Here is a 21133-nt window from a genome sequence, read left to right as displayed (position 1 = left end):
ACAGATTTTCTAAACCTTTTGGTAAATTATGCTCAATAATTAATTGTATGTCAAACAAATAATTTTAGCTCAATTTCCTTTTTACTTTATAAAAAAATAAGTGCAAACACAAGGCACCATTAATTTGATGTCTTGCATTTACACTTTTATCGTACCAAATACACCCTGCAAAGCAGGATGCCAATTAATTATTTTTAAAAAATGTCTTTAAACCATTAAAAATTCCATCTGCCATTTTTTGCAGGAAGCCATCAGTATTAAATAATTTTTCTTCTTCAGGATTACTTAAAAACGCAGTTTCTACTAATACTGAAGGTACTTGGGTATTTCTTAATACTGAGAAATTAGCTTCTTTAACTCCTAAATTTTTTCTTCCAGCAGATTTAACAATTTCATTTTGAATATCTGTAGCTAATTCTTTACGGATATTCCTTTGATTATAAAGATTTGGCTTGCTATAAGGAGCATACATATAAACTGAGCTACCATTTGCTGCTCTATTTGTACTTGAATTAGCATGCACACTTACAAAGACATCTGCATTACTCTTATTTGCTATAGCTGCTCTACCTTCTAGGCTCAAATATTTACCATCTGAAGTGCGTGTCATAATTACATTTGCGCCTTCTTTAACTAATGAATCTCTGAGTTTTAAAGAAATCCCTAAAACAACATCCTTTTCCCTTAACTTAAGGTCACGACCTACAGCGCCTGGATCAGAAAATCCTCCTGTGCCAATAGTTCCATGTCCTGGGTCAAGAACAATTGTTTTTCCTTTTAAAGATCCATTTCCTAATCTACCTGCTAAAATTAAATATCCATCATTTTCAATAACATTGCAAATAGCACCACTTGCTAAATCCACCTCTAAACGAACTATATCACTAGAGATTTGTTTAGCTAGAACCTTGCGAATTGGTCCATAATTTACTGCTTGTTCTAATTCATTTGCAGAAGATAATTTTAATTCTGCCTTTGGTATATCAACATAAAGCTTACTTGTACCTACATTACTAGTAGTATATTCAAGATTACCTTTAGCTGATATTTGCACAATTGATTTTTCATTACTTGCATTTAACTTAATTTTATTAATTCCTTGAGCTTGTACCTTGGCAAAAGTAATATTAGCTTCTAGTTGACTACGTACATATGAGTCTGTAAAAGTAAATGGTTTATCAAAGCTAAGATAAATATAACTAGGTTCGATACTAATATCTTTTACGCCCCAAGTATTTATAGATTTCTTTGCTGATTTTACACCATTATTATTGACTTTAATTATTAAGTCAGTCTGATTAGTTGTTGTGCTTAATGTATAATCATTTTCGTTAACCCCTGATAAATTAATCTTAAGTCCATTATCAAGATTCGTTAAAACTAAATTCCTATTACCTATTGGCAACCTAAGTGTGTTTCCTGTAGGCGTTACTACAGAATGTGCTTCTTTTGTTAACCATCCTGCAATCCAACCTGATCTACCATCTGATAATTTAACATTTAACCATTCCCCTTGTTTTCCATAAACAGTTAAATTTTCACCTAGCTTAACTGATGTTAAAATTGCTGAGTTTGTATCTGAAGATTGTCTTATATTCACAATGCTTCCTGTTACAGATACAGCATATGGAGCAACGTTAACAATAGTCTTTGCAGGTGTTGGTGCTGGATTAGGAACTGGTTTTGGTACAGGTATTGGAGTTGGTACAGGTTTTGATGCTGGAACTGGCACAGGTACTGGTTTTGCATCCGGTACCGGTAGTGGCTTCTGAATATTAGTATTATTAACCGCTAACTTTTTGAGCAAATCCTGTGAGATCCAACCTACGGTATTATTAGATAATTTTACATTACACCAGCCATTTTGTTCAGAAATTATTGATACATTTTGACCCTTTACAACTTTAGTGATTACTGTATTTTGTGTACTAGGGCCTCCCCTAACATTAACAATACTACCGGTTATTTCTGCATCTTGCGCAAAAGCATAATTAGGTAATAATATTAACATCCACATTAGCAAACTGATGAAAATACTCTTTTTAAAACTAGACAATTTTTTACATTTCATCTCCTTTCATAGATTATACATTTTTCCCTGCAGTACCATACTTCTACCTATAATTTCATAATCCTTCAAGAAATTACTACCATAAAAGTAAAAAAACAGCCCTTTGAATTAAAAGGCTGCCATTTTTTTATATTATTTTCTTACAATACTCGGATTGGCCATTACAGCTTCCGTGAGATCTATCTGTCCTGCTAGGGTATTGATTTTCTTTCCTTCTACCCTAATTTCTACACGATCAACAGAGTCAAATTGACATAAAGTATTAACAATAGAATATACCGCTAATGTTTCTTTACCATCTCCATCTGATAAACCAGCAATTAAATCTCTGCTAAAATCAACTATACATAATTTGTCATCTTTAATATTGATATCTAGTAAATTAGTTCCTAAAGGTAGTGCAGATACTAATCCTTCTTCTAAACTTGGACCTTCCAATAAATTTTCTACCGTTTGTCTGCCTAATCCTTCTACCTTAGAAATTTCCTTTTCTACAGGCACTAAATTTTTCCCATCCGGTGTACTAAAATAAAGAAGAACCTTTTTAATTTCACCGATTTCTTCAGTTTTAACCGAATCATCCAAAGTTGGCGTCTCTACCACCAATTCACTCATTTCAGTGTCCTTTTCTTTTTCTTCTAAATTTACCCCATTTGCATCGTTAAAATCATCTTTTATTGCAGTTAGTTTTTCTAAAAGACCGCAACCTGCAACTCCAAACATAGTTACTGCTAGTAACATTATTAGTATTAAAATTTTTTTCTGCAATTTCTTTCCTCCCCTTCTACTAGGATATTCACTAAATAATATCCAAAGGTGAGGACAATTATTACTATTTTTTAAAATTAAACCTATTCTTTTATCTTGGCTGCTTTTTTCTCCTCATAACAATTAAAGAAATCGCACCTATTAGTAATGCAATACTCATAACCTGTGCAATCCGGAGAGGTCCTAACATTAGACTATCTGTTCTAAACCCTTCAACCATAAATCTTCCTAATGAATAAAAAATAAAATAACCTAATAATATCTCACCTTGTTTAATCCATGACTTTTTACGAGCCCATAAGAGAGCTAGAAAACCAATTAAATTCCAGATAGATTCATATAAAAAGGTCGGGTGGCGATAAGCCCCATCAATCATCATAGCCCAAGGAACCTTTGCTTTATCAACCACATAACCATAAGCTTCTTGATTAATAAAATTACCCCATCTTCCAATAGCTTGACCTAAAATCAAACTTGGGGCTACAATATCTCCTATTTGCCAAAAATTTAATTTTGAAATCCGCACCATGATATAACCAGCAATAAAAGCACCAATAATACCGCCATGAATAGCAAGCCCCCCGTGCCAAACAGCTGGAATCTCACTAGGAAACTGAGAATAATAATCCCATTTAAATATTACATAATACAGCCTTGCACCTATAAATCCAAATGGTATCGCAACTAATAAAACATTGAGAAATTTATCTTCATCAATGTTTTGACGTCTAATCTCCCGTAAAGCTAAAATAGTTCCTAGTAGGAGAGCCGTCGACATCAAAATTCCATACCACCTAATTTGTAAAGGCCCAATTTCCAGGGCAACTGGGTCAATCATACTTTCACTCCCTCATAATAATCTCTTTTTCAAGATTACCCTACCCTTTTTTCCTTGTCAAATTTCTTTTTGTGCAAAAACAAAAATTAACAAAAAAATTAAATTCTTAAGTAAATTTAAAAATATAAAAAGGACGACCCCAGCCGTCCTTAATTACAATCCAGTAATATCCTTAATTTTTCATCACATGTAAACGCTCTCGCCACCTAACACCTTTACACCTGCAGCATTTAAGACTTCTTCAGCTTTTTGAGTATCTTCTACTCTAAAAATCACATTAGCAAAATCTGACTTTTTAGTTAAAAACGCATACATATAATCAATATTAATGCCTTTTTCAGTTAATTTGTGTAAAGCCCCTGCTAATCCACCCGGCACATCAGGTACTTCTACAGCAATTACTTCAGTTTCAGACACTCTAAAACCTTTTTCATTAAGCACATTTTTTGCCTTATCAGGATCATTTACTATTAAACGTAATACCCCAAATTCTTCGGTATCAGCAATAGAAAGAGCTCTGATATTAAGATCGTTTTCACTTAAAATGTAAATAAGTTTTTCTAATCTTCCCTTTTCATTTTGCAAAAATACGGAAATTTGCTTAATCATAAATATTACCCCCTTATAATTTTCTATTATCAATTACTCTTACAGCTTTTCCTTCACTACGAGGAATAGCATTTGGTTCTACTAACTTTATTTTAGCAGATATTCCAAGAATAGAATTAACTTTTCCTGCAATAACCTTTTGTAATCTTTCTAGACCGCTAATTTGATCTGAAAACATTGCTTCAGAAACCTCTACTGCAATTTGTAATTCATCTAAATTTCCATTACGACTAACAATTAATTGATAATGAGGCTCTGTTTCTCCAATTTCTAATAAAATACTCTCTACTTGAGTTGGGAAAACATTTACCCCTCTAATTACTAACATATCATCAGTTCGACCCATCACTTTACCCATTCTTACATGTGTACGACCACAATTACAGACCTCTGCATTTAAAACAGATATATCTCTAGTACGATAGCGAATAATCGGAATTCCTTCTTTAGTTATTGTAGTGAAAACTAATTCTCCTTGTGTACCATATGGTAATACTTTTTCAGTCACTGGATCAATAATTTCCGGAATAAAATGATCTTCATAAATATGCATACCATCTTTTGCGTTACACTCACAAGCAACCCCTGGTCCCATTACTTCAGACAAACCATAAATATCTAAAGCTGTTATTCCTAATCTATTTTCAATTTCTGTACGCATATTTTCAGACCATGGTTCAGCACCAAAAATACCATTTTTAAGTTTTAATGATTTTGGATCAATGCCCATTTTTTCCATTGTTTCCGCTAAGTAAATAGCATAAGAAGGAGTACAGGTAAGTACTGTTGTGCCAAAGTCTTGCATTAACATAATTTGTTTACTTGTATTTCCACCTGAAATTGGTATAACAGAAGCGCCTAATCTTTCAACTCCATAATGTACCCCTAATCCTCCAGTAAAAAGCCCATATCCATAAGCATTTTGCACCACAGAGTCTCTTTTAACGCCTCCACAAGTAAGTGCCCTTGCCATGATTTCTGACCAGGTAGTTAAGTCTTTTCTAGTATACCCTACTACGGTTGGTTTACCCGTTGTACCTGAAGAAGCATGAAGTCTTACAATTTCAGAAATGGGTGTCGCAAACATTCCATATGGATAACTATCTCTAAGATCTGATTTCATTGTAAATGGAAGATTTTTTAAGTCATCTACACTTTTAATATCCCCTGGTTCTATACCCTTATCCTGGAAAGCATGGCGATAATGTGGTACATTAAAATACACTCTTTCTACTAAATTTACTAGACGTTCAGATTGGATTTCTTTTATTTCGTCTCTAGACATAGTTTCTATCTTTGGATTCCAATACAAAATTATCACCTCATTATATTAATATTAAAATATTTTCTACTTAAAACTAAAAAAATCCCCCATCCTCTAATAAAGGACGGGAGATATATCCGCGGTACCACCTTTGTTGGTTAATAAATAACCCACTTTAAAAGATACATAATTAGAATGACTAATTTTTATATCTTCTCCCTAATAACGGCGAGAGATTCCGGTCTCACTTACTATAAATTCAGTGGACGACTCCAGAGGGAACTTCATTTTAATACTTAGCTACTAGGATCCCAGCCTCCCTAGCTCTCTGTAAGCTTTTATTAAAATTACTTTTCTCTTTCACAGTCTTTTAATATTTCATTTAAGTATATGTATAAAAATCAGAATAGTCAAGATATTAATTTTTCTTAATAATTAAAAGTATTTTAACCCTAAATTTAACAATTATTTGTGATAATATGAGAAGTATAGGAAATACTAAATTTAAGTGAGGTGAGTGAAATCTGGAAACAGCAAATTCGTGATATTTTAATAATCTATATTGGAACTTTGATTTTTGCCTTTGGGGTTAACTATTTTATTATAGCTAACAATCTTGCCGAGGGTGGTTTTACAGGGATTGCTCTGATTTGTCATTACAAGCTTGGCTGGTCTTTAAGTAGTTTTATTTTTTGGGCAAATGTACCTTTACTGCTCTTAGCTTGGAAGTTATGGGGTTGGGAGTTTATTTCTAAAACAGTTTTAGGAGTTGTCTTTACTTCTTTAAATCTAGAATTAACTTCAGGTTGTCACTTGATTGTAGATGATTTATTACTAGCAGCTTTATTTGGTGGGGTGCTAACTGGAACAGGTATAGGACTTGTGCTCCGTTACGGAGGAACTACAGGTGGTTCGGATATCATTGGACGGGTCTTTAATAAGTTTTTTGGTCTAAAAATGGGTCGTTTTTATTTAATTTTTGATTTTATAGTTTTAAGTGCCGTTGGATTTTTCTTTGGTTTAACTGTAACATTGTATTCTCTAGTAATTATCTTTGTCTTTAGTAAAATAACTGATTATATTCTTGAAGGAATTGATTCGGCAAATCAAGTTTTGATATTTTCTTCTAAAAATGAATCAATTGGCGAAAAAATTAAAACAGAGTTACATAGAGGAATTACCTATATCGAAGGACAAGGTGGCTTTACCGGAACTAAAAATGATTTACTACTTTGTGTCGTGGGTAAATGGCAAATCTTTCGTTTAAAAAAATTAGTTAAAGAAATAGACCCAGGAGCATTTGTCATTGTGAGTGAAGTTTATGAAGCTTTGGGTGAAGGATTTAAGGATACCCAAAAAACAATATGATAAAATATAAAAAATATAAGGAACTGAGTATAGCATTTCTGACAAAGGACACTAATCTCTTCGTGTCCTTTGTTCAGTTTACTAAAGAAATTATTCATTCTTAATTTACTTATAATGTTCCCTTTATTTGTTTTGTCTTAAAATAAACCTTGCCATAAACTAACTAAAATTTCGACATAAAACTTCTGAGCTGTAAAATTCAAACAAATTGTCCGACTTGTCAATTATATTATGAATTTTTAGACTATTTATCGTAAAATAATCAAATTAACTTATATCAAAGGCAATGCGGAAATTCTTTGCAACAGCACGATAATATTTCTCTAAAATGCCACCCTTTTCAATAGTCTTCACTAATTTTATTAAATTTTGTTTTTCTAGCTCCTTAACATGATAATGCATTTTAGCAGAAGACTGATTTAGGGAATCAGCAATTTGCTTTACAGTAGCTTCTTTTTGGATAAGTATTTTTAATACTTTTACTCTTAATGGATCCGATACTGTTTTTATTTTTTCTAATTCACCAAGAATTAGGACATCTTCCATACAACAATTTGCTCCTTGCATTTTATCACCCCTCTGATATCTAACACACTTTATTATTTCACTTATTGTATAACAGAGTCAGGTATAAAGCAATAAAGTTTTTTTTATTATCCAAATATAAGCTATAGTATGAATTTTAAAAACTAACCAAAAAGGCCTAGTCTCTTTATTCAGACTCAGACCTTTCCTTTATTTTATAGAATAATTCCAATAAACTATCTCCTAAATACATGTTTTCTACTATTACATTATCCGCTATTTTTAAATCAGTTGGAGCAAAGTTCCAAATACCCTTCACCCCATTTTCCACCAAAACATCTGCTGCTATTTGTGCAGATTTTGCTGGGGTTACGATAATCCCAATATCAATATGTTCTTCTTGTAAAAACTGTGGTAATTCATCCATAGGTTTTATATATAAATCTCTAGCTGTTTGACCAATCTTTTTAGGATCGTTATCAAAAATACCCATTACCATAAATCCTCTTTGGATAAATCCTGGATAAGTTAAGATTGCTCTCCCTATATTACCTGCTCCTATTATGACACCTGTGTAATGATTAGTAATCCCTAAGATATCAGAGATTATTTTTAATAATTCGTCTACGCGATAACCATATCCCTGTTGACCAAATTCACCAAAATGACTTAAGTCTTGCCTTAATTGAGAAGATGTAATACCCATCATATGACTTAATTCCCGAGATGATATTCTTTCTACATGATTATTGTATAAAGAAAATAAAAAGCGATAATACATAGGTAATCTCTTTATCACTGCCCCCGATACCTTAGGAGCTTTAAAATAGCTTTTCATTAAAACATCACCTTTCTGTCCAAAGTTTCTTAAAATTCTGATATGTAACTATAAGTATATACTTTTTTTATTCTATAAGTATAGAAAAATAACCATAAAAAAAATCTATCCGATTGGATAGACTTTTTTAAATCAATATTTTTTATCTAAGATTTCAGCAGTATGACGTACCCTAACATTAGCATTATGTCTATTATCTAGTCCGCCTCTTAACTGCATCATACATCCTGGACAGTCAGTAACAATAAATTCTGCCTTACTCTCCTCGGCATTATCTAATTTACGCTTTAATATTTCTGTGGCTACCATAGGGAATTTCATATTGAACGATCCCCCAAAACCACAGCAACGATCAGCTTCATTCATTTCTACAAATTTAATATTATTAATAGATTTTAGGACTTTACGTGGTTCTTCTTTTACTCCTAGCTCTCTATTTAAATGACAAGAATCATGATAAGTTACTGTTACATCCTTTTTGCCATTTCCCTCTCTTTGAACATTTTCCCCTTTACCTTCATGTAAGTCATAAACGAGTTTTACAAGGTCATATGTTTTTTCTGATACGAAATCAGCTTTCGCCTTATATTCTGGCGAGTCTTTAAATAAATGACTCCATTCTTTTTTAAGCGCTAAAGTACAAGTAGGACAAGCACTAACAATATAATCAAACTCTTCTTTAGCAAAATTATCGATATTACTTTTTATATTAAGAGCTGTAACATCTTTTCTACCCATAAAGTAAGCAGGTATCCCACAACAAGTTTGCTCTGGGTACACAACTTCATAACCTTCTTTATTCAACACACTAACAACAGATTCCCCTATTTCTGGATAAGCATAATCTATAACACAGCCTCCGAAAAAGGCAATTTTACCTTTTTTATTTGGCACATCTTGATTAATCTTTTTAATTCTATCTCTAAAAGGTTTAGCTTTAATTGTAGGTAAACTACGCCAATCAGTTAAAGCACCAAATTGGAAAGGTAACTTCCTAATATATTTACTTCCCTCAATACCATCTTTTGCAAAGATTGCACTTCCCCAAGAAGCCCCTCGCAATCCAAAATCGAGAATATTTTTCCTAGGTAATACTCCACCTACAATCGTATTAGGAAGTAAAGGTAACTTAACGTCTTTTCTAATTCGATCACGCATTTCTAGCATTAAATTAGGAATAGGAATTTGTCCTGGGCAAACTTCTTTACACTTACCACAACCTATGCATAATTCTTGTGGCTGAGAAGCAACTGTATTACCATCCATAAACGCGGTTAATAAAGAACCTATTCCACCTGGATAAATATGGCCATAAACATGACCACTTAATAATTGATAAACAGGACAAACATTAATACAAGATCCACAGCGTATACATTGACCCATTTCCTTAAAATCAGGATCAGTTAGAAATTCTTTTCTTCCGTTATCTAAGAAAATAACATGTAGCTCTTTTGGAACGACCTCTGGTCCTACCTTATCCTTTAAAGTTTGAGTTGGGCCTGAAATCATAGTTAAATAAGCTGTTAAAGTTTGTCCGGTAGCACTTTTTGGCAGGGCTTTTGCAATAGGTGCTACATCCTTGAAATTATGAATTAATTTTTCATATCCAAAAATAACTACATGAACTGGAGGTAAAGTAGCAGTTAAACGAGCATTACCTTCATTAGTAAATAAACACATGGTACCTGTTTCAGCAACAGCAATATTACATCCAGATACACCTATATCAGCTTGGAGAAATTTACCCCTTAATTCTTCTCTGGCTAATCTAACCATATTTTTGATGTCAGGTTCTACCTTTTGTCCTAAAGCATCTGAAAAAATTTCAGCACATCTTTCCTTAGTCAAATGGATAGCTGGCATTACCATATGCGATGGTTTTTCACCTACTTGTTGTAAAATCCATTCGCCTAAATCCGTCTCTACCATTTCCATATACTGTGCCATATGATGGTTTAATTCTATTTCTTCAGTTGCCATTGATTTGGATTTTACACATATCTTTGCATTTCTTTGGTCAGCAATCCCTTTTAAAATTTCTACAACATCTTGTCCATTTTTAGCCCTATGAACATTAGCTCCACGTTCTTTTATTTTAGTCTCAAATTGATTAGCTAAATTTTCAAAATCATTGGCCGCATTTGCTTTTATAGTAGCAACTTCTTTTCTTAACTCTTCAAAATCAATATCACCATAAGCCTTTTCTCGTGATTTTGGATAGTCATTCCCAAAATTATAAAGCGCCCTACGTAAGTCTGGGTTATTTAAAGCTTTATTTATTTTATCTTTAAAAGGTTTATTTTTTGCCATTTCTAATCACTCCCTACTGATCGATTACTACAACGATTAACTTTCCAGGTCCATGTACTCCAATTGTTAATACTCTTTCAATATCACTAGTTTTACTTGGTCCGGTTACATAAGCGATAAAGTTTGATGGATTACCATTATAAGTTTTATTGATTACCTCTAGTGAGGATTGCAAAGTATCGACAATAGCCTTCTTCTGTAAAACAGCTATGTGAATCGGTGGTAAGGTAGAAACTAGTCTTTTTTGCACATCATCAGCATCCTGCACAATAGTCCCTAAATCTGCTATACCTAAATCAAACTCCGAAATACCAATTTGCGCCTTTTCTATAATATCTCGATCTATCTCTAAAGAAAAGTCCACCCCTGACTTTTTAGCCTTTTCCTGTATGTTTTGGATATTAACTAATTCCATACTTTTGACTGCGCATACAATTTTAGCTTTTTCTTCTGTAATTTCTTTTAAAATACTCGCTTCAGCTTCAGCTGCAGTTTTAACATTAATCACTTTTACCGTTAATGCTTCCGCCTTTTCTTTAAATTCTTGAAATAATTCCTCTGTTCCAGAATCTTTTGGAAGGCTTTTAGTCCAATCTACCTTTTTATCTAGCGTCATCTTCATTTTTTCACTTCCTTCTAAAGTTGTCGTTACGAACTTCGTTCTTAAATCAAAATATATTTAAACTTTTATTTTATATGCTTTGTGTATTTTTACTTATCTTTTATTATAACTAGCTAGTTATCGGAAAACAAGTTTCGACAAAGTACCTTTACTCTTTATCTTTCCCCTTTTTAGAAATATATTTCTAAATTACTACTATAATTAATGCTCAAAAAAAAAGTATTAAATCCTTTAGTTCGCTTATCCCAATGCTTCCGTTATGAAATATTGGACAGTAAACTAAAAAGGAAAAATACCTTTTTAATTTGCACAATCTTTTATTTAATTAGTATAAAACTATTTAATTATATGTATACAAAATGTTTGCGTATCTTTTGCTGATATTCTTGAAGATTATAAATTAAACTAGCTAAATCCATTTCATTAGCAATGATGTCTTTAAATTCATCATTGCTTACATCTTTTAATGATTCTAATCTTTTATAAACTTCTAATAAATTTTCATAAATTAACGGTGGGAAAAGCATGTTTTCATGTCTTAACGATTCAAACGCCTTATTACTTGTCTCTATATAACTATTAGCTTCTAAATTTTGCTGCAATTCATTAATTAACATCGAAAAGGCATTATGTTGATTTTTCCATCCATCTTTTAATAATTCATTTTTAACTAATACTAAGTTTCGATTAATCGCCCAGGTAATAACTAAAGCAATAAAAATTAAAGCTAAAAAAATAAGACTAGCAAAACCCATTATAGGTGTAGAAATTTTACCCACTAAAGAACCAAATAAAATTCCTATTGCTCCCGCCAAAAAAACTAAAATTAAAGGTATATACCATGAAGCTGTTTCATCAATATTTGTCCTACCCCTAACCCGTGCACTTCTCAATAGCAGCTCTCCTTTCACACTTTATGAATTTATCACAAATTACACCCATCTATTATGGTAATTGTTTAATGAATTGATACACATCATCTAAAGTTCCTACATAATCAGGCTTATAATTAGTATTTTTACGATCAATTAAGCAATCTTTTACTAAAAATGTTTTCATACCAAGTTCACTAGCTGCTAAATCCTCCTGTGCATCATTACCAATCATGATACAATCCTTAGGATTTACACTGAGTCTATCACAAACATCTTCAAAATAAGCAAGATTAGGCTTACAGGTATAAAAATCTTCATATGTAGTTACTAAATCCCACGGTAAATCCTTTATGCCAGCCCAATCCATTCTATGCAAGGTCGCCTGTCTTGGAAAAACAGGGTTAGTAGCAAGCGCTGTTTTATACCCTTTTTTCATAACCTCTTTTGTTATTTCTGAAGATAAAGCATTATACTCGGTGTATTTCTTTAGATTTGGAAATTCCTCTAAATAGAATTTTTCAAATAAAGGATACATTTCATCTATTCCCTTATTTAAAGCTGGTAAAAAGGTTTGCATGAACATTTCTTCATTAGTGATTTCACCCGTATTTTTAAGCATCGCATCTAAGGAAATGCCCATGTTTTTAATTAAACTCTTAGGGTCGACATAATCTTTACAATAATCTGCCAACGACTCGAAATAGTTTTTCACAAAATAATCCAAATCAAAAGGTAATAAAGTTCCATCTAAATCAAATAATACAGCTTTAAACATTTCTTCACCTCATCTACAAAACTAACAATATTATAGCATAAAAATCCTCTAACTAAACATAGCCCATAAAACTATTGAAATAAAAATTAGATAGAAAATTCCACTAAACATTAAAGATGAGGTTTTTAAAAATCTATTGCGTTTTAAGCTAATCAATAAAACTAGCGCAGATATTAAAACTAAAATCCCACTTAACAAAGAAATCCCATTTAGATCCCAAGGCGTAGTTAAAATTCCCAGAGCCGGAAGAAGCGAACTTTGAAAAACCATAGCTCCCGTAATATTCCCAATAGCCAAAGTATCTTTTTTCTGGCTAATCCATAAAACACTGTTAAACTTTTCTGGCAATTCAGTAGCTATAGGTGCAATTATTAAAGCTAATACTAAATAAGGAATTTTCATCTTCATAGCTAAAGTTTCTATTCCGCTCACAAAGTAATGAGCGCCTAAGATAATAGCCGTTAAAGCCACGAATATTTGTAGTAAAATCATTCTTAAACGTGGTTTTTCTGAAAAGTTACAATATAAGGCACGTAAATTATGCCCACCTAATCTATCACCTGATTTAAAAGTTCTCTTTACATAATATCCATATCCTAAAATTAATAAGATAGCAATAGCTTTTTTAATGTGCATAAAACCAATAAATGATGCACCCATTGCAAGACTATACATAATTATAAAAAAGATTATATCATTACTTACAACTTTGCAGTCTACATTTAAATAATATTTTTTATCTTTTCTCCAAAGAAACATTCTTGCCGAAAGCCCTGTGATAAAAAAGGCTAAAGTTCCTAACATAAAGGGAGCCCCTAAAATTGCGCCAATCCCAATATGAGAAGAAGATTCACTAGGGTTAAATAAAATGGCTACAACAGGAATCATAGACTCTGGTAAAGCTGTACCTACAGCGGAAAGTACTGAACCTACCGCCCCTTCAGAAAATTTCATTCTTACCCCTAACCATTCTATCCCATTAGTAAATAACTCTGCACCAATCAAAATAACTGTTAATCCTAATAAAAGTTCTAATAACACTATTTCGTCCTCCTTATAGCATCAGTCTATTTTCAATATATTACTAAATAGAAGGATACATGCAAAAAAAATCCCATCTGCTCTCTACAGATGGGAAAAAAAATTTATTTTAAAGTATTATCATGAAGTAATTCAGCATTTCTATCAATTGGGTCTTTAAGAGAAATATTACCTGCTAAGGTTTCTACTTCATTACCTTCAATTAAAAACTTGACCTTTTCTATGCCTGGTAATTCAGTTAAAGTATTTACTATTGAATAAACCACTAGGCTTTCATCCTTACTTCCAGATACTTTGCTTATGTCCTTTGATAAATCAACAGTTGCAATCCCTGTACTTCCAGCATATTCATAGTTTAAAACCTTAGTTCCTTCTGGAATTATACTTTTAAGGCCATTTTGTTTTTGGGGTCCTTTTAAAAGTTCAGCTAAAACTTCCGTTCCTTTTGTAGCATTAGGAAAACTACTAAATGATCTCGTTTCATTTTTTAAGTTTCCTTCTGTGCTAGCAAAGTATAAATTAATAATAGATTCTTGCTCACCTAAAACAGGCGAAACTGATACTTCTTCAATTACCTTGGTATAATCAGTACCATCAATAAAGACAATCTGCCGTGGAAGTGCATCGCCACTAACCTTGCCTAAAGCTGTAGGATATGTAACTACCTCTGCTTCTGGTTTACTAGTAGGTTCCTTTTTATTAACCTGTACATATAATTTGTCATCCTTAATGCCTGCTCGTTCTAATTTTACTTCATACCCATCACTTTGCTTTTCTCCTAAAGAAACAAATAAAAGGATTTCTCCTCCCATGTCAAAGGCTTGGTAAGTTTCTTTACTCTTTAATTCCTCTAGTTCCTTTAAGATAGGCTCAGGCATTTGAATAATTTCTTCTTTACTTACTGCTACCTCTGTTACTTGTGCATTACTAGCACATCCAACTGTTATAGCTGTTAAAACCAAAATTACAAATAATAATGTTTTTCTTTTCAAAATATACCCCTCCTTGTCCTATCTTATATATTCTACATAATACATATTTTCCCTTTTATGTATTTAACTTTATTTTTTTTTAGAGTTAACTTGTTTTGCTAGTTTTATTTTTAGCCTTTCTTTTTTCTTCCCTTTCCACCATATAAACACTTCCTTTAGGAGTTATATTAGCAAAAAATACGTTTTGTAAACCGTCTATATTTCGTTTAATAATTTCTTGCTGTAACCAATCCATATCTTTACCCAAGTGACCTAAAGCTTGATAATTTACTTCTCCATCATCAACTAATGTAGTAGGAATTCCTTCAAAATCCATATTCATTTTCATATCTTCAGGGCATAGTGCACGCTTTTCAGGCTTTAAAGAAACTGTTAACTGACCTGAGGTTTCTAAAATAGCATACTCAACATCAGCAACATTAAATACACTTTTTTCACGAAGTTGTGTCAGTAAGTCATCAATATTATACCTTGCGGACTTCATTTCTTTTTGTTTGATAATTCCATTGGATATCAATATATTTGGTTTACCATAAATAACCTTACGAAATAAATTATTTTTAAGACAAAGTAAGGATAAACTAATCTGAAAGGTAGCTAAAAGAGCAATAGGTATTAAGCCTCTTAATAAAGGGATATTTGGATCCTCCATAGGAATAGCGCCTAACTCTGCAATAGCAATTGCTACTACAAAATCAATCGCTGATAATTGACCAATTTCTCTTTTACCCATAATTCTCATAAATACTAAAAGTGTAAAATATATAATCAGAGTTCTTACAACTATAGTTAACATTGCTTTTCACCCCTTCCACTATTATTATGAGCAAAAATTTTAGACTTATACTTTACATATAAAAACTCCCCTTATAGTAGTCAGTTAAAATAATATAACTGTCTACTATAAAGGGAGCATATCGAATTATCTCGGATTTAATTTTCTTTAATTTGTCTTTAGATACTCTATTAAACCTTTTTTTATTGCTAGAGCCATTTTTTCTTGATATTTACTATCTACTAATAGCTTTTTATCTTCAGCATTTGTTAAAAAACCTACTTCTATCAGTACCCCTGGAACACTTGATTCCCTTAGTACATATAAATTACGAGGTATAACTGTGGATTTTAATTCTGGGTTTTTTAGCATTTTTTTATAAACTACTTCATCAATATTTTGGGCAATTTCTTCAGCAACATTTTTACTTTCAACTGATGTAGGATAATAAAATATAGTAACTCCCCGCTTATCAAGATTAAGAGGCTGGGCATCACTATGTATGCTAACAAAAACCTTGGCATTACTATTATTAATAATACTTTTTCTTCCATTTAAGTCCATTAAATATCTTGAAGCCGTTATTTCGCTTTTATCTTCTAAAGAGACATCACTATCTCTAGTCATTACCACATTAAATTTATCATCCTTTAACTCTTCATATAATTTCAAGGAAAAATCTAAGTTGATATTCTTTTCCATTTCTGTGCCATGAACAGCTCCTCCATCTATCCCACCATGCCCAGGATCTATTACGATTAAAGTATCCCTAGCATCGTTACTAAATGCTCTTAAAGCAGGATTTGAAAATCCTAGGAACATTATTAAAATTAAAAATATTGAAAAGGTTAATAATAACCTGAGATTGAGATTTATAACTATAAAAAAGCTTCTACGCATACGTTATACCTCCTTTAAAAATTTCTAACCTTATGAATATATTCAATATTACTTATTTCTTATTCCAAAAACTTATTTATCATATATAATTTAAGATAGTAAATTAAGAAGAGGTGTATTTATGAAAATTCAAACTATCGCGTATGCATTAATTTTAGTAGGTGTCATCGTTAAAACATCTGGTCTTTATTATTTATCTGTTAATAAAGAATTACCTCTCGAAAAAAGAAAAAAAATGTACTTAAAATTAAATTGGCCAGGTAATATACTGCTCTTTATTGGTATAATAATCATTGCCCTAGAACGTTATTATTAAGAAAAAATCCGGAAGCTATATTCCGGATTTTACCATTTTTATTTGTCTTTGCCAACCTTTAAGACTAAATTAGCCATAGTAGATTTTTCTTCATCATCTGCTACTTGCCACATTTCTTTAATTAACGCTTCTTCTGGTGAATCAGGCTTAACAAATTTAGCCATCATATTACCTATACTCACCATACCTTTAGACATCATTTCATCGGTAACACCATGTTTTTTACCATCCTTAATGACATCTTGTACTTCTTCTGGAAAATCATCTAAACCTAAACCTTTTTTATTGTTAAACAAAATTACTCACCTCCCATATGCTTATGATTCCCCGCTCTTTTAAAGCCTATACCTTAGTATTTTATGTAATTAAAAATTTCCCTAAAAAAATCCCTTAGAATAGAAGGTTACATGTGATAACGTCTACCCGAAGGGAAATTTTAAGATCTATTCAGTTGATTTTATTTTAATCTTTAATATCTTCTCTTAAGACCGTTGTTTTGCCTAAATAAATATGATTGGCCTGTTGATCCTGCGCTAAATTAACTAAAAGCATAACTCTAATACAAAAGGGAATCGCTCCTGGTACATCAATCTCCTGCGCGCACATTAAGGGAACATTTGTCCAGCCTAATTCTCTGGCTGCCTTAGCCGGGAAAGCAGCATTTAAATCAGGAGTAACGGTAAACAAAATATTGATAATAGCCTCTTTATCTAAATTGTTTTTTCTTTGATTTCCAGCAGTAATTTTTTCGTTGCTTCTAAAATTGCTTTGCTGGTATTTTCCGAAATATCAATCGCTCCACGTATTGATTTAACACTCATCTAACTAATCCCTCCTCATACACTTATTTTCCATCTTAAACCCATGATTACTCAGTTATTAAAAGTTAAACTTTTAACTATAAGTTTATTTACGCCCTAAATTTCTGGATTAACTCTTTGACTATTTCTATATTTACATTTTTTACGATTTCAACCTGTCCTAGACTCTGTGGTAAAATAAAAATCAATTTTTTATCCTTTATTTTCTTATCTAAAAATAAATTAGTATAAATTTGTTCGCGTGATATTTCTGAAGGAAAATCAATAGGCAGACCTACCTTAACCAATAAATTTTTAAGTTTTTGATATTCATTTATATTCCACATACCAATCTCTAGGGCAAGCTTTCCTGCCATAACCATCCCAATCGCTACTGCTTCCCCATGACGGTAATAATTATACCCGGTAGCACTTTCTAAGGCATGACCAAATGTATGTCCAAAATTCAAAATTGCCCGTAAATTTTCTTCGCGTTCATCTTTACTTACCACTTCAGCCTTTATCCTGCATGATCTACTAATTATTTTTTGAGCTAAATTTAAATTATCCTTAGTTAAATCTGTAGAATTTTCTTCTAAAAATTCATATAATTCTTTATCCCAAATCACACCATATTTAATTACCTCAGCTAAACCAGCCTTCCATTCTCGTTCCGGTAATGTATGTAAAACCTTCACATCAATCCAGACTTCTTTAGGTTGATAAAAAGATCCTATTAAATTTTTTCCAAGGGTATGATTTACGGCAACCTTTCCCCCGACACTACTATCTACAGTTGCTAAGAGAGTAGTTGGTATTTGAATAAAATCTATTCCTCTTTGATAAATACTTGCCACAAAACCCGCTAAATCACCAACTACGCCTCCACCTAAAGCGATTAATAAAGCGTCGCGATTAAAACGCGCTCTAATCATTTTACTTAATATTTGCTCCGCCATATGAAAAGTTTTATATTCTTCTCCTGTAGGAATAATTTCTGTAATAATATCGCACGAAGTAAGCTCATCTAATAATTCCTTACCATAATAGGTGAAAATTTCATCATTACTAACAATAATGATTTGACGACCTTCATATTTAGTAGCTAAATCTCTAGCCAGTTTAGGAATAATGTTTTCCCCTAGATAAATAGGATAACTTCGTTCCTGTAAATCAACCTTTATTTGCTCCACATATCTCACCTACTTACTTCGTTAATTTCAGCTAAATAATTTACATAGTTCTCATAATTACCCTCTATTTCTTGCAAATTATCACCTGCAAATTTTTCTAAAAAGCTATTAGCTATTTCCAGTGAAACTACACTTTGCGCCACAATAGCCGCAGCAGAAACAGCACAGCTATCTGATCTTTCTACTGATGCTTCGTATTGTTCCTTGGTAAAATAATCAACGCTTTTAAGTGGCTTATATAAAGTAGGAATTGGCTTCATTGCTGCCCGTAGAATGATCGGCTCTCCATTACTCATCCCACCTTCAATGCCCCCAGAATTATTAGTTTCATGATAAAAACCTTTTTCACCGGAAAAATAAATTTCATCATGAAGCTCAGAACCACTTAAATTGGCACTGTTAAAACCTGCACCTAGTTCAACCGCCTTAATTGCCTGAATACTCATAACAGCATAAGCAAGACGCGCATCTAATTTACGATCCCAATGCACATAACTGCCTAAACCCTTAGGGACATTTTTTGCTACTACTTCTACTATTCCCCCTAAGGAGTCGCCATTATTCTTCGCTTCATCAATAATCTTAATCATTTCACCAGTAGCCACTTCATCCGTACAATAAAGAGGTGTATTATATAATTCTTCGTTTAAATTTTCATAATTAACCTTTGCATCTACTGTCGCAATTTTCACAACGTGCCCAAAAACATCAATCTCAAAATGCTGTAAAATACATTCAGCAAGAGCTCCCACTGCTACTCTGATAGCGGTTTCTCTTGCACTTGCTCTTTCTAAAACATTACGCACATCTTTATGATTATATTTAATTGTTCCTGTTAAATCAGCGTGCCCTGGGCGAGGCTTAGTCACCTTTCTTTCCTCAATATGAGCGCCCTTAGCTGCTTGCATAATATTTTGCCAGTTTTCCCAGTCTTTATTTTCAATCATAAGGGTAATCGGACTACCCATAGATTTTCCATCACGAACACCTGCAATTATTTGTACTTTATCAGTTTCAATAGCCATACGTCCGCCCCTGCCATGGCCACCTTGACGTTTCTTTAATTGTTTATTTATGTATTCTTCACTTATCTCAAAACCAGCCGGAAATCCTTCCACAATAGCGACCAACGCCTTACCGTGCGACTCCCCACTTGTTAAATATCTGAGCACAAAATCACCTCCATTTAATACTTTAAAGATTATTATATTATCTACGCTAAAAGGCTCAAAAATGAAAAGAAAGAGCTCAAGCAATTGCAGAAAATCTTTACCGCCAGGGTATAATAAGTTCGCCACTAATTAGCTTTATATAATAAAATATCTTAAATTTGCTTAAATATCTTATATTTACTTAGATATCTAATATTTTTAAATATCTTAAGTTTTCTTAAATGTCTAATATTTTCTTAAAATCGACCTCTTCTTCAGGTATCCACATTTTAAAAGCGTATTCACCTTGATAAATTAGCATCCCTAAACCATTTAGCGTTTTAGCATTTTGCTGTTTTGCCAATTTTAAAAGTTTTGTTTCTTCAGGATTATAAATCAAATCAACTACTAAATGGTTACTAGAAAATAAGGTTGGATTAAGAGGAGGCATTTTATCCACATCTGGATGCATTCCTAAGGAAGTAGTATTAACGATTAAATTTGCTTGTTTAAATATATTATCTAACTTATCGTCATAATTATGCACGGTACAATTTACCCCTATTTTTTCCGTTATAATTTGGGCTATTTTTTCGCCTTTTTCTCTAGTACGATTTATGATGCAAACCTGGTCTACTCCTTCTAAGGCAAGGCTTACAGCTACTGCCCTTGCTGCTCCTCCCGCTCCTAAAACGATTACCTTTTTATTTTTCGGATCAAATCCTTCTTCTTTTAAGGACTTTAAAAAACCTTTGCCATCGGTATTTTCCCCGATATATCCACCTTTTGTTAAAACAATAGTATTAACTGCTCCCATTAATTCTGCTTCTTTACTAACTTCTTTTAAATACTGCATAATATTTTCTTTGTGGGGAATAGTAACATTAACACCAATAAATCCAAGTGCCCTTAGTCCTTCAATAGCTTGACCTAATTGTTCTTTTTCTACTTTTAAAGGAAGATAGGCATAATTTAAGCCTAATTTTTCATAAACGGTATTGTGCATAAAAGGAGAAAAACTATGCTCAATAGGATCTCCTAAAACGCCAATTAATTTTGTTTTTCCATTAATCACCATTATCACCTAATTTATTATCAG

At 32.3% G+C, this 21133-nt stretch carries 21 protein-coding genes, 1 pseudogene and 1 other annotated feature; of the genes and pseudogenes, 2 read left to right on the top strand and 20 right to left on the bottom strand.

Annotation, left to right across the window (positions count from 1 at the left end; all coding sequences use genetic code 11):
• Window positions 1-184: 184 nt before the first annotated feature.
• The 5 genes from B8965_RS06215 to B8965_RS06195 all read right to left on the bottom strand — a co-directional run bounded on the left by B8965_RS06215 (window position 185) and on the right by B8965_RS06195 (window position 5601).
• Window positions 185-2011 (bottom strand): N-acetylmuramoyl-L-alanine amidase, encoded by a 1827-nt coding sequence (locus B8965_RS06215; RefSeq protein ID WP_159446288.1) that lies wholly within the window; start codon window positions 2009-2011, stop codon window positions 185-187.
• A gap of 192 nt (window positions 2012-2203) precedes the next feature.
• Window positions 2204-2839: a GerMN domain-containing protein gene (locus B8965_RS06210; protein WP_084052990.1), complete on the bottom strand. Its 636-nt coding sequence runs from the start codon at window positions 2837-2839 to the stop codon at window positions 2204-2206.
• A 91-nt stretch (window positions 2840-2930) separates the two neighbouring features.
• On the bottom strand, window positions 2931-3677 hold the full coding sequence (gene lgt / locus B8965_RS06205) for a prolipoprotein diacylglyceryl transferase (RefSeq protein WP_084052989.1): 747 nt from the start codon (window positions 3675-3677) through the stop codon (window positions 2931-2933).
• Window positions 3678-3860: 183 nt separating this feature from the next.
• Window positions 3861-4286, bottom strand: coding sequence for an ACT domain-containing protein (locus tag B8965_RS06200; RefSeq protein ID WP_084052988.1), 426 nt, complete (start codon window positions 4284-4286; stop codon window positions 3861-3863).
• 13 nt (window positions 4287-4299) lie between these two features.
• Window positions 4300-5601, bottom strand: a complete 1302-nt coding sequence (locus B8965_RS06195) for a phenylacetate--CoA ligase family protein (protein WP_084053069.1) — start codon at window positions 5599-5601, stop codon at window positions 4300-4302.
• A gap of 66 nt (window positions 5602-5667) precedes the next feature.
• Window positions 5668-5923, bottom strand: a binding site (T-box leader).
• A 140-nt stretch (window positions 5924-6063) separates the two neighbouring features.
• On the opposite strand from B8965_RS06195, the gene B8965_RS06190 reads away from it, so the two are divergent.
• Window positions 6064-6918: a YitT family protein gene (locus B8965_RS06190; RefSeq protein WP_084052987.1), complete on the top strand. Its 855-nt coding sequence runs from the start codon at window positions 6064-6066 to the stop codon at window positions 6916-6918.
• A 267-nt stretch (window positions 6919-7185) separates the two neighbouring features.
• Here B8965_RS06190 and B8965_RS06185 read toward each other — a convergent pair whose 3' ends face one another.
• The 10 genes from B8965_RS06185 to B8965_RS06140 all read right to left on the bottom strand — a co-directional run bounded on the left by B8965_RS06185 (window position 7186) and on the right by B8965_RS06140 (window position 16574).
• Window positions 7186-7485, bottom strand: coding sequence for an ArsR/SmtB family transcription factor (locus tag B8965_RS06185; RefSeq protein ID WP_084052986.1), 300 nt, complete (start codon window positions 7483-7485; stop codon window positions 7186-7188).
• 145 nt (window positions 7486-7630) lie between these two features.
• Complete coding sequence (locus B8965_RS06180; protein ID WP_084052985.1) at window positions 7631-8281, bottom strand: redox-sensing transcriptional repressor Rex; 651 nt, start codon at window positions 8279-8281, stop codon at window positions 7631-7633.
• A 132-nt stretch (window positions 8282-8413) separates the two neighbouring features.
• On the bottom strand, window positions 8414-10594 hold the full coding sequence (ldhH, locus tag B8965_RS06175) for an L-lactate dehydrogenase (quinone) large subunit LdhH (RefSeq protein WP_084052984.1): 2181 nt from the start codon (window positions 10592-10594) through the stop codon (window positions 8414-8416).
• 13 nt (window positions 10595-10607) lie between these two features.
• Window positions 10608-11216: a LutC/YkgG family protein gene (locus B8965_RS06170; protein ID WP_084052983.1), complete on the bottom strand. Its 609-nt coding sequence runs from the start codon at window positions 11214-11216 to the stop codon at window positions 10608-10610.
• Between the two features lie 344 nt (window positions 11217-11560).
• Window positions 11561-12109: a hypothetical protein gene (locus B8965_RS06165; protein WP_084052982.1), complete on the bottom strand. Its 549-nt coding sequence runs from the start codon at window positions 12107-12109 to the stop codon at window positions 11561-11563.
• Window positions 12110-12161: 52 nt separating this feature from the next.
• A complete protein-coding gene (locus B8965_RS06160) occupies window positions 12162-12866 on the bottom strand; it encodes an HAD family hydrolase (RefSeq protein ID WP_084052981.1) in 705 nt (234 codons plus the stop codon).
• A 48-nt stretch (window positions 12867-12914) separates the two neighbouring features.
• On the bottom strand, window positions 12915-13907 hold the full coding sequence (locus B8965_RS06155; RefSeq protein ID WP_084052980.1) for a sodium:calcium antiporter: 993 nt from the start codon (window positions 13905-13907) through the stop codon (window positions 12915-12917).
• Window positions 13908-14011: 104 nt separating this feature from the next.
• Window positions 14012-14899, bottom strand: a complete 888-nt coding sequence (locus B8965_RS06150; RefSeq protein ID WP_084052979.1) for a GerMN domain-containing protein — start codon at window positions 14897-14899, stop codon at window positions 14012-14014.
• Between the two features lie 85 nt (window positions 14900-14984).
• On the bottom strand, window positions 14985-15695 hold the full coding sequence (locus tag B8965_RS06145; protein WP_084052978.1) for a DUF421 domain-containing protein: 711 nt from the start codon (window positions 15693-15695) through the stop codon (window positions 14985-14987).
• Window positions 15696-15842: 147 nt separating this feature from the next.
• Window positions 15843-16574 (bottom strand): N-acetylmuramoyl-L-alanine amidase family protein, encoded by a 732-nt coding sequence (locus B8965_RS06140; RefSeq protein WP_084052977.1) that lies wholly within the window; start codon window positions 16572-16574, stop codon window positions 15843-15845.
• Between the two features lie 121 nt (window positions 16575-16695).
• On the opposite strand from B8965_RS06140, the gene B8965_RS06135 reads away from it, so the two are divergent.
• Window positions 16696-16890, top strand: a complete 195-nt coding sequence (locus B8965_RS06135; RefSeq protein WP_084052976.1) for a hypothetical protein — start codon at window positions 16696-16698, stop codon at window positions 16888-16890.
• Window positions 16891-16928: 38 nt separating this feature from the next.
• On the opposite strand, the gene B8965_RS06130 is transcribed toward B8965_RS06135, so the two are convergent.
• From B8965_RS06130 to B8965_RS06110, 5 genes and pseudogenes are all read right to left on the bottom strand, one after another.
• Window positions 16929-17186, bottom strand: coding sequence for a DUF3243 family protein (locus B8965_RS06130; protein WP_159446287.1), 258 nt, complete (start codon window positions 17184-17186; stop codon window positions 16929-16931).
• Between the two features lie 166 nt (window positions 17187-17352).
• Window positions 17353-17711, bottom strand: a pseudogene (gene aroH, locus B8965_RS06125) (chorismate mutase).
• 89 nt (window positions 17712-17800) lie between these two features.
• On the bottom strand, window positions 17801-18883 hold the full coding sequence (aroB, locus tag B8965_RS06120; RefSeq protein WP_084052974.1) for a 3-dehydroquinate synthase: 1083 nt from the start codon (window positions 18881-18883) through the stop codon (window positions 17801-17803).
• Between the two features lie 5 nt (window positions 18884-18888).
• Window positions 18889-20055, bottom strand: coding sequence for a chorismate synthase (gene aroC / locus B8965_RS06115; protein ID WP_084052973.1), 1167 nt, complete (start codon window positions 20053-20055; stop codon window positions 18889-18891).
• Between the two features lie 217 nt (window positions 20056-20272).
• Window positions 20273-21112: a shikimate dehydrogenase gene (locus B8965_RS06110; RefSeq protein ID WP_084052972.1), complete on the bottom strand. Its 840-nt coding sequence runs from the start codon at window positions 21110-21112 to the stop codon at window positions 20273-20275.
• Window positions 21113-21133 lie beyond the last annotated feature (21 nt).

This window comes from Desulfonispora thiosulfatigenes DSM 11270 (genome assembly GCF_900176035.1).
Classification (GTDB): Bacteria; Bacillota; Peptococcia; order Peptococcales; family Desulfonisporaceae; genus Desulfonispora; species Desulfonispora thiosulfatigenes.
This window is presented reverse-complemented; position numbering and strand designations above follow the sequence as displayed.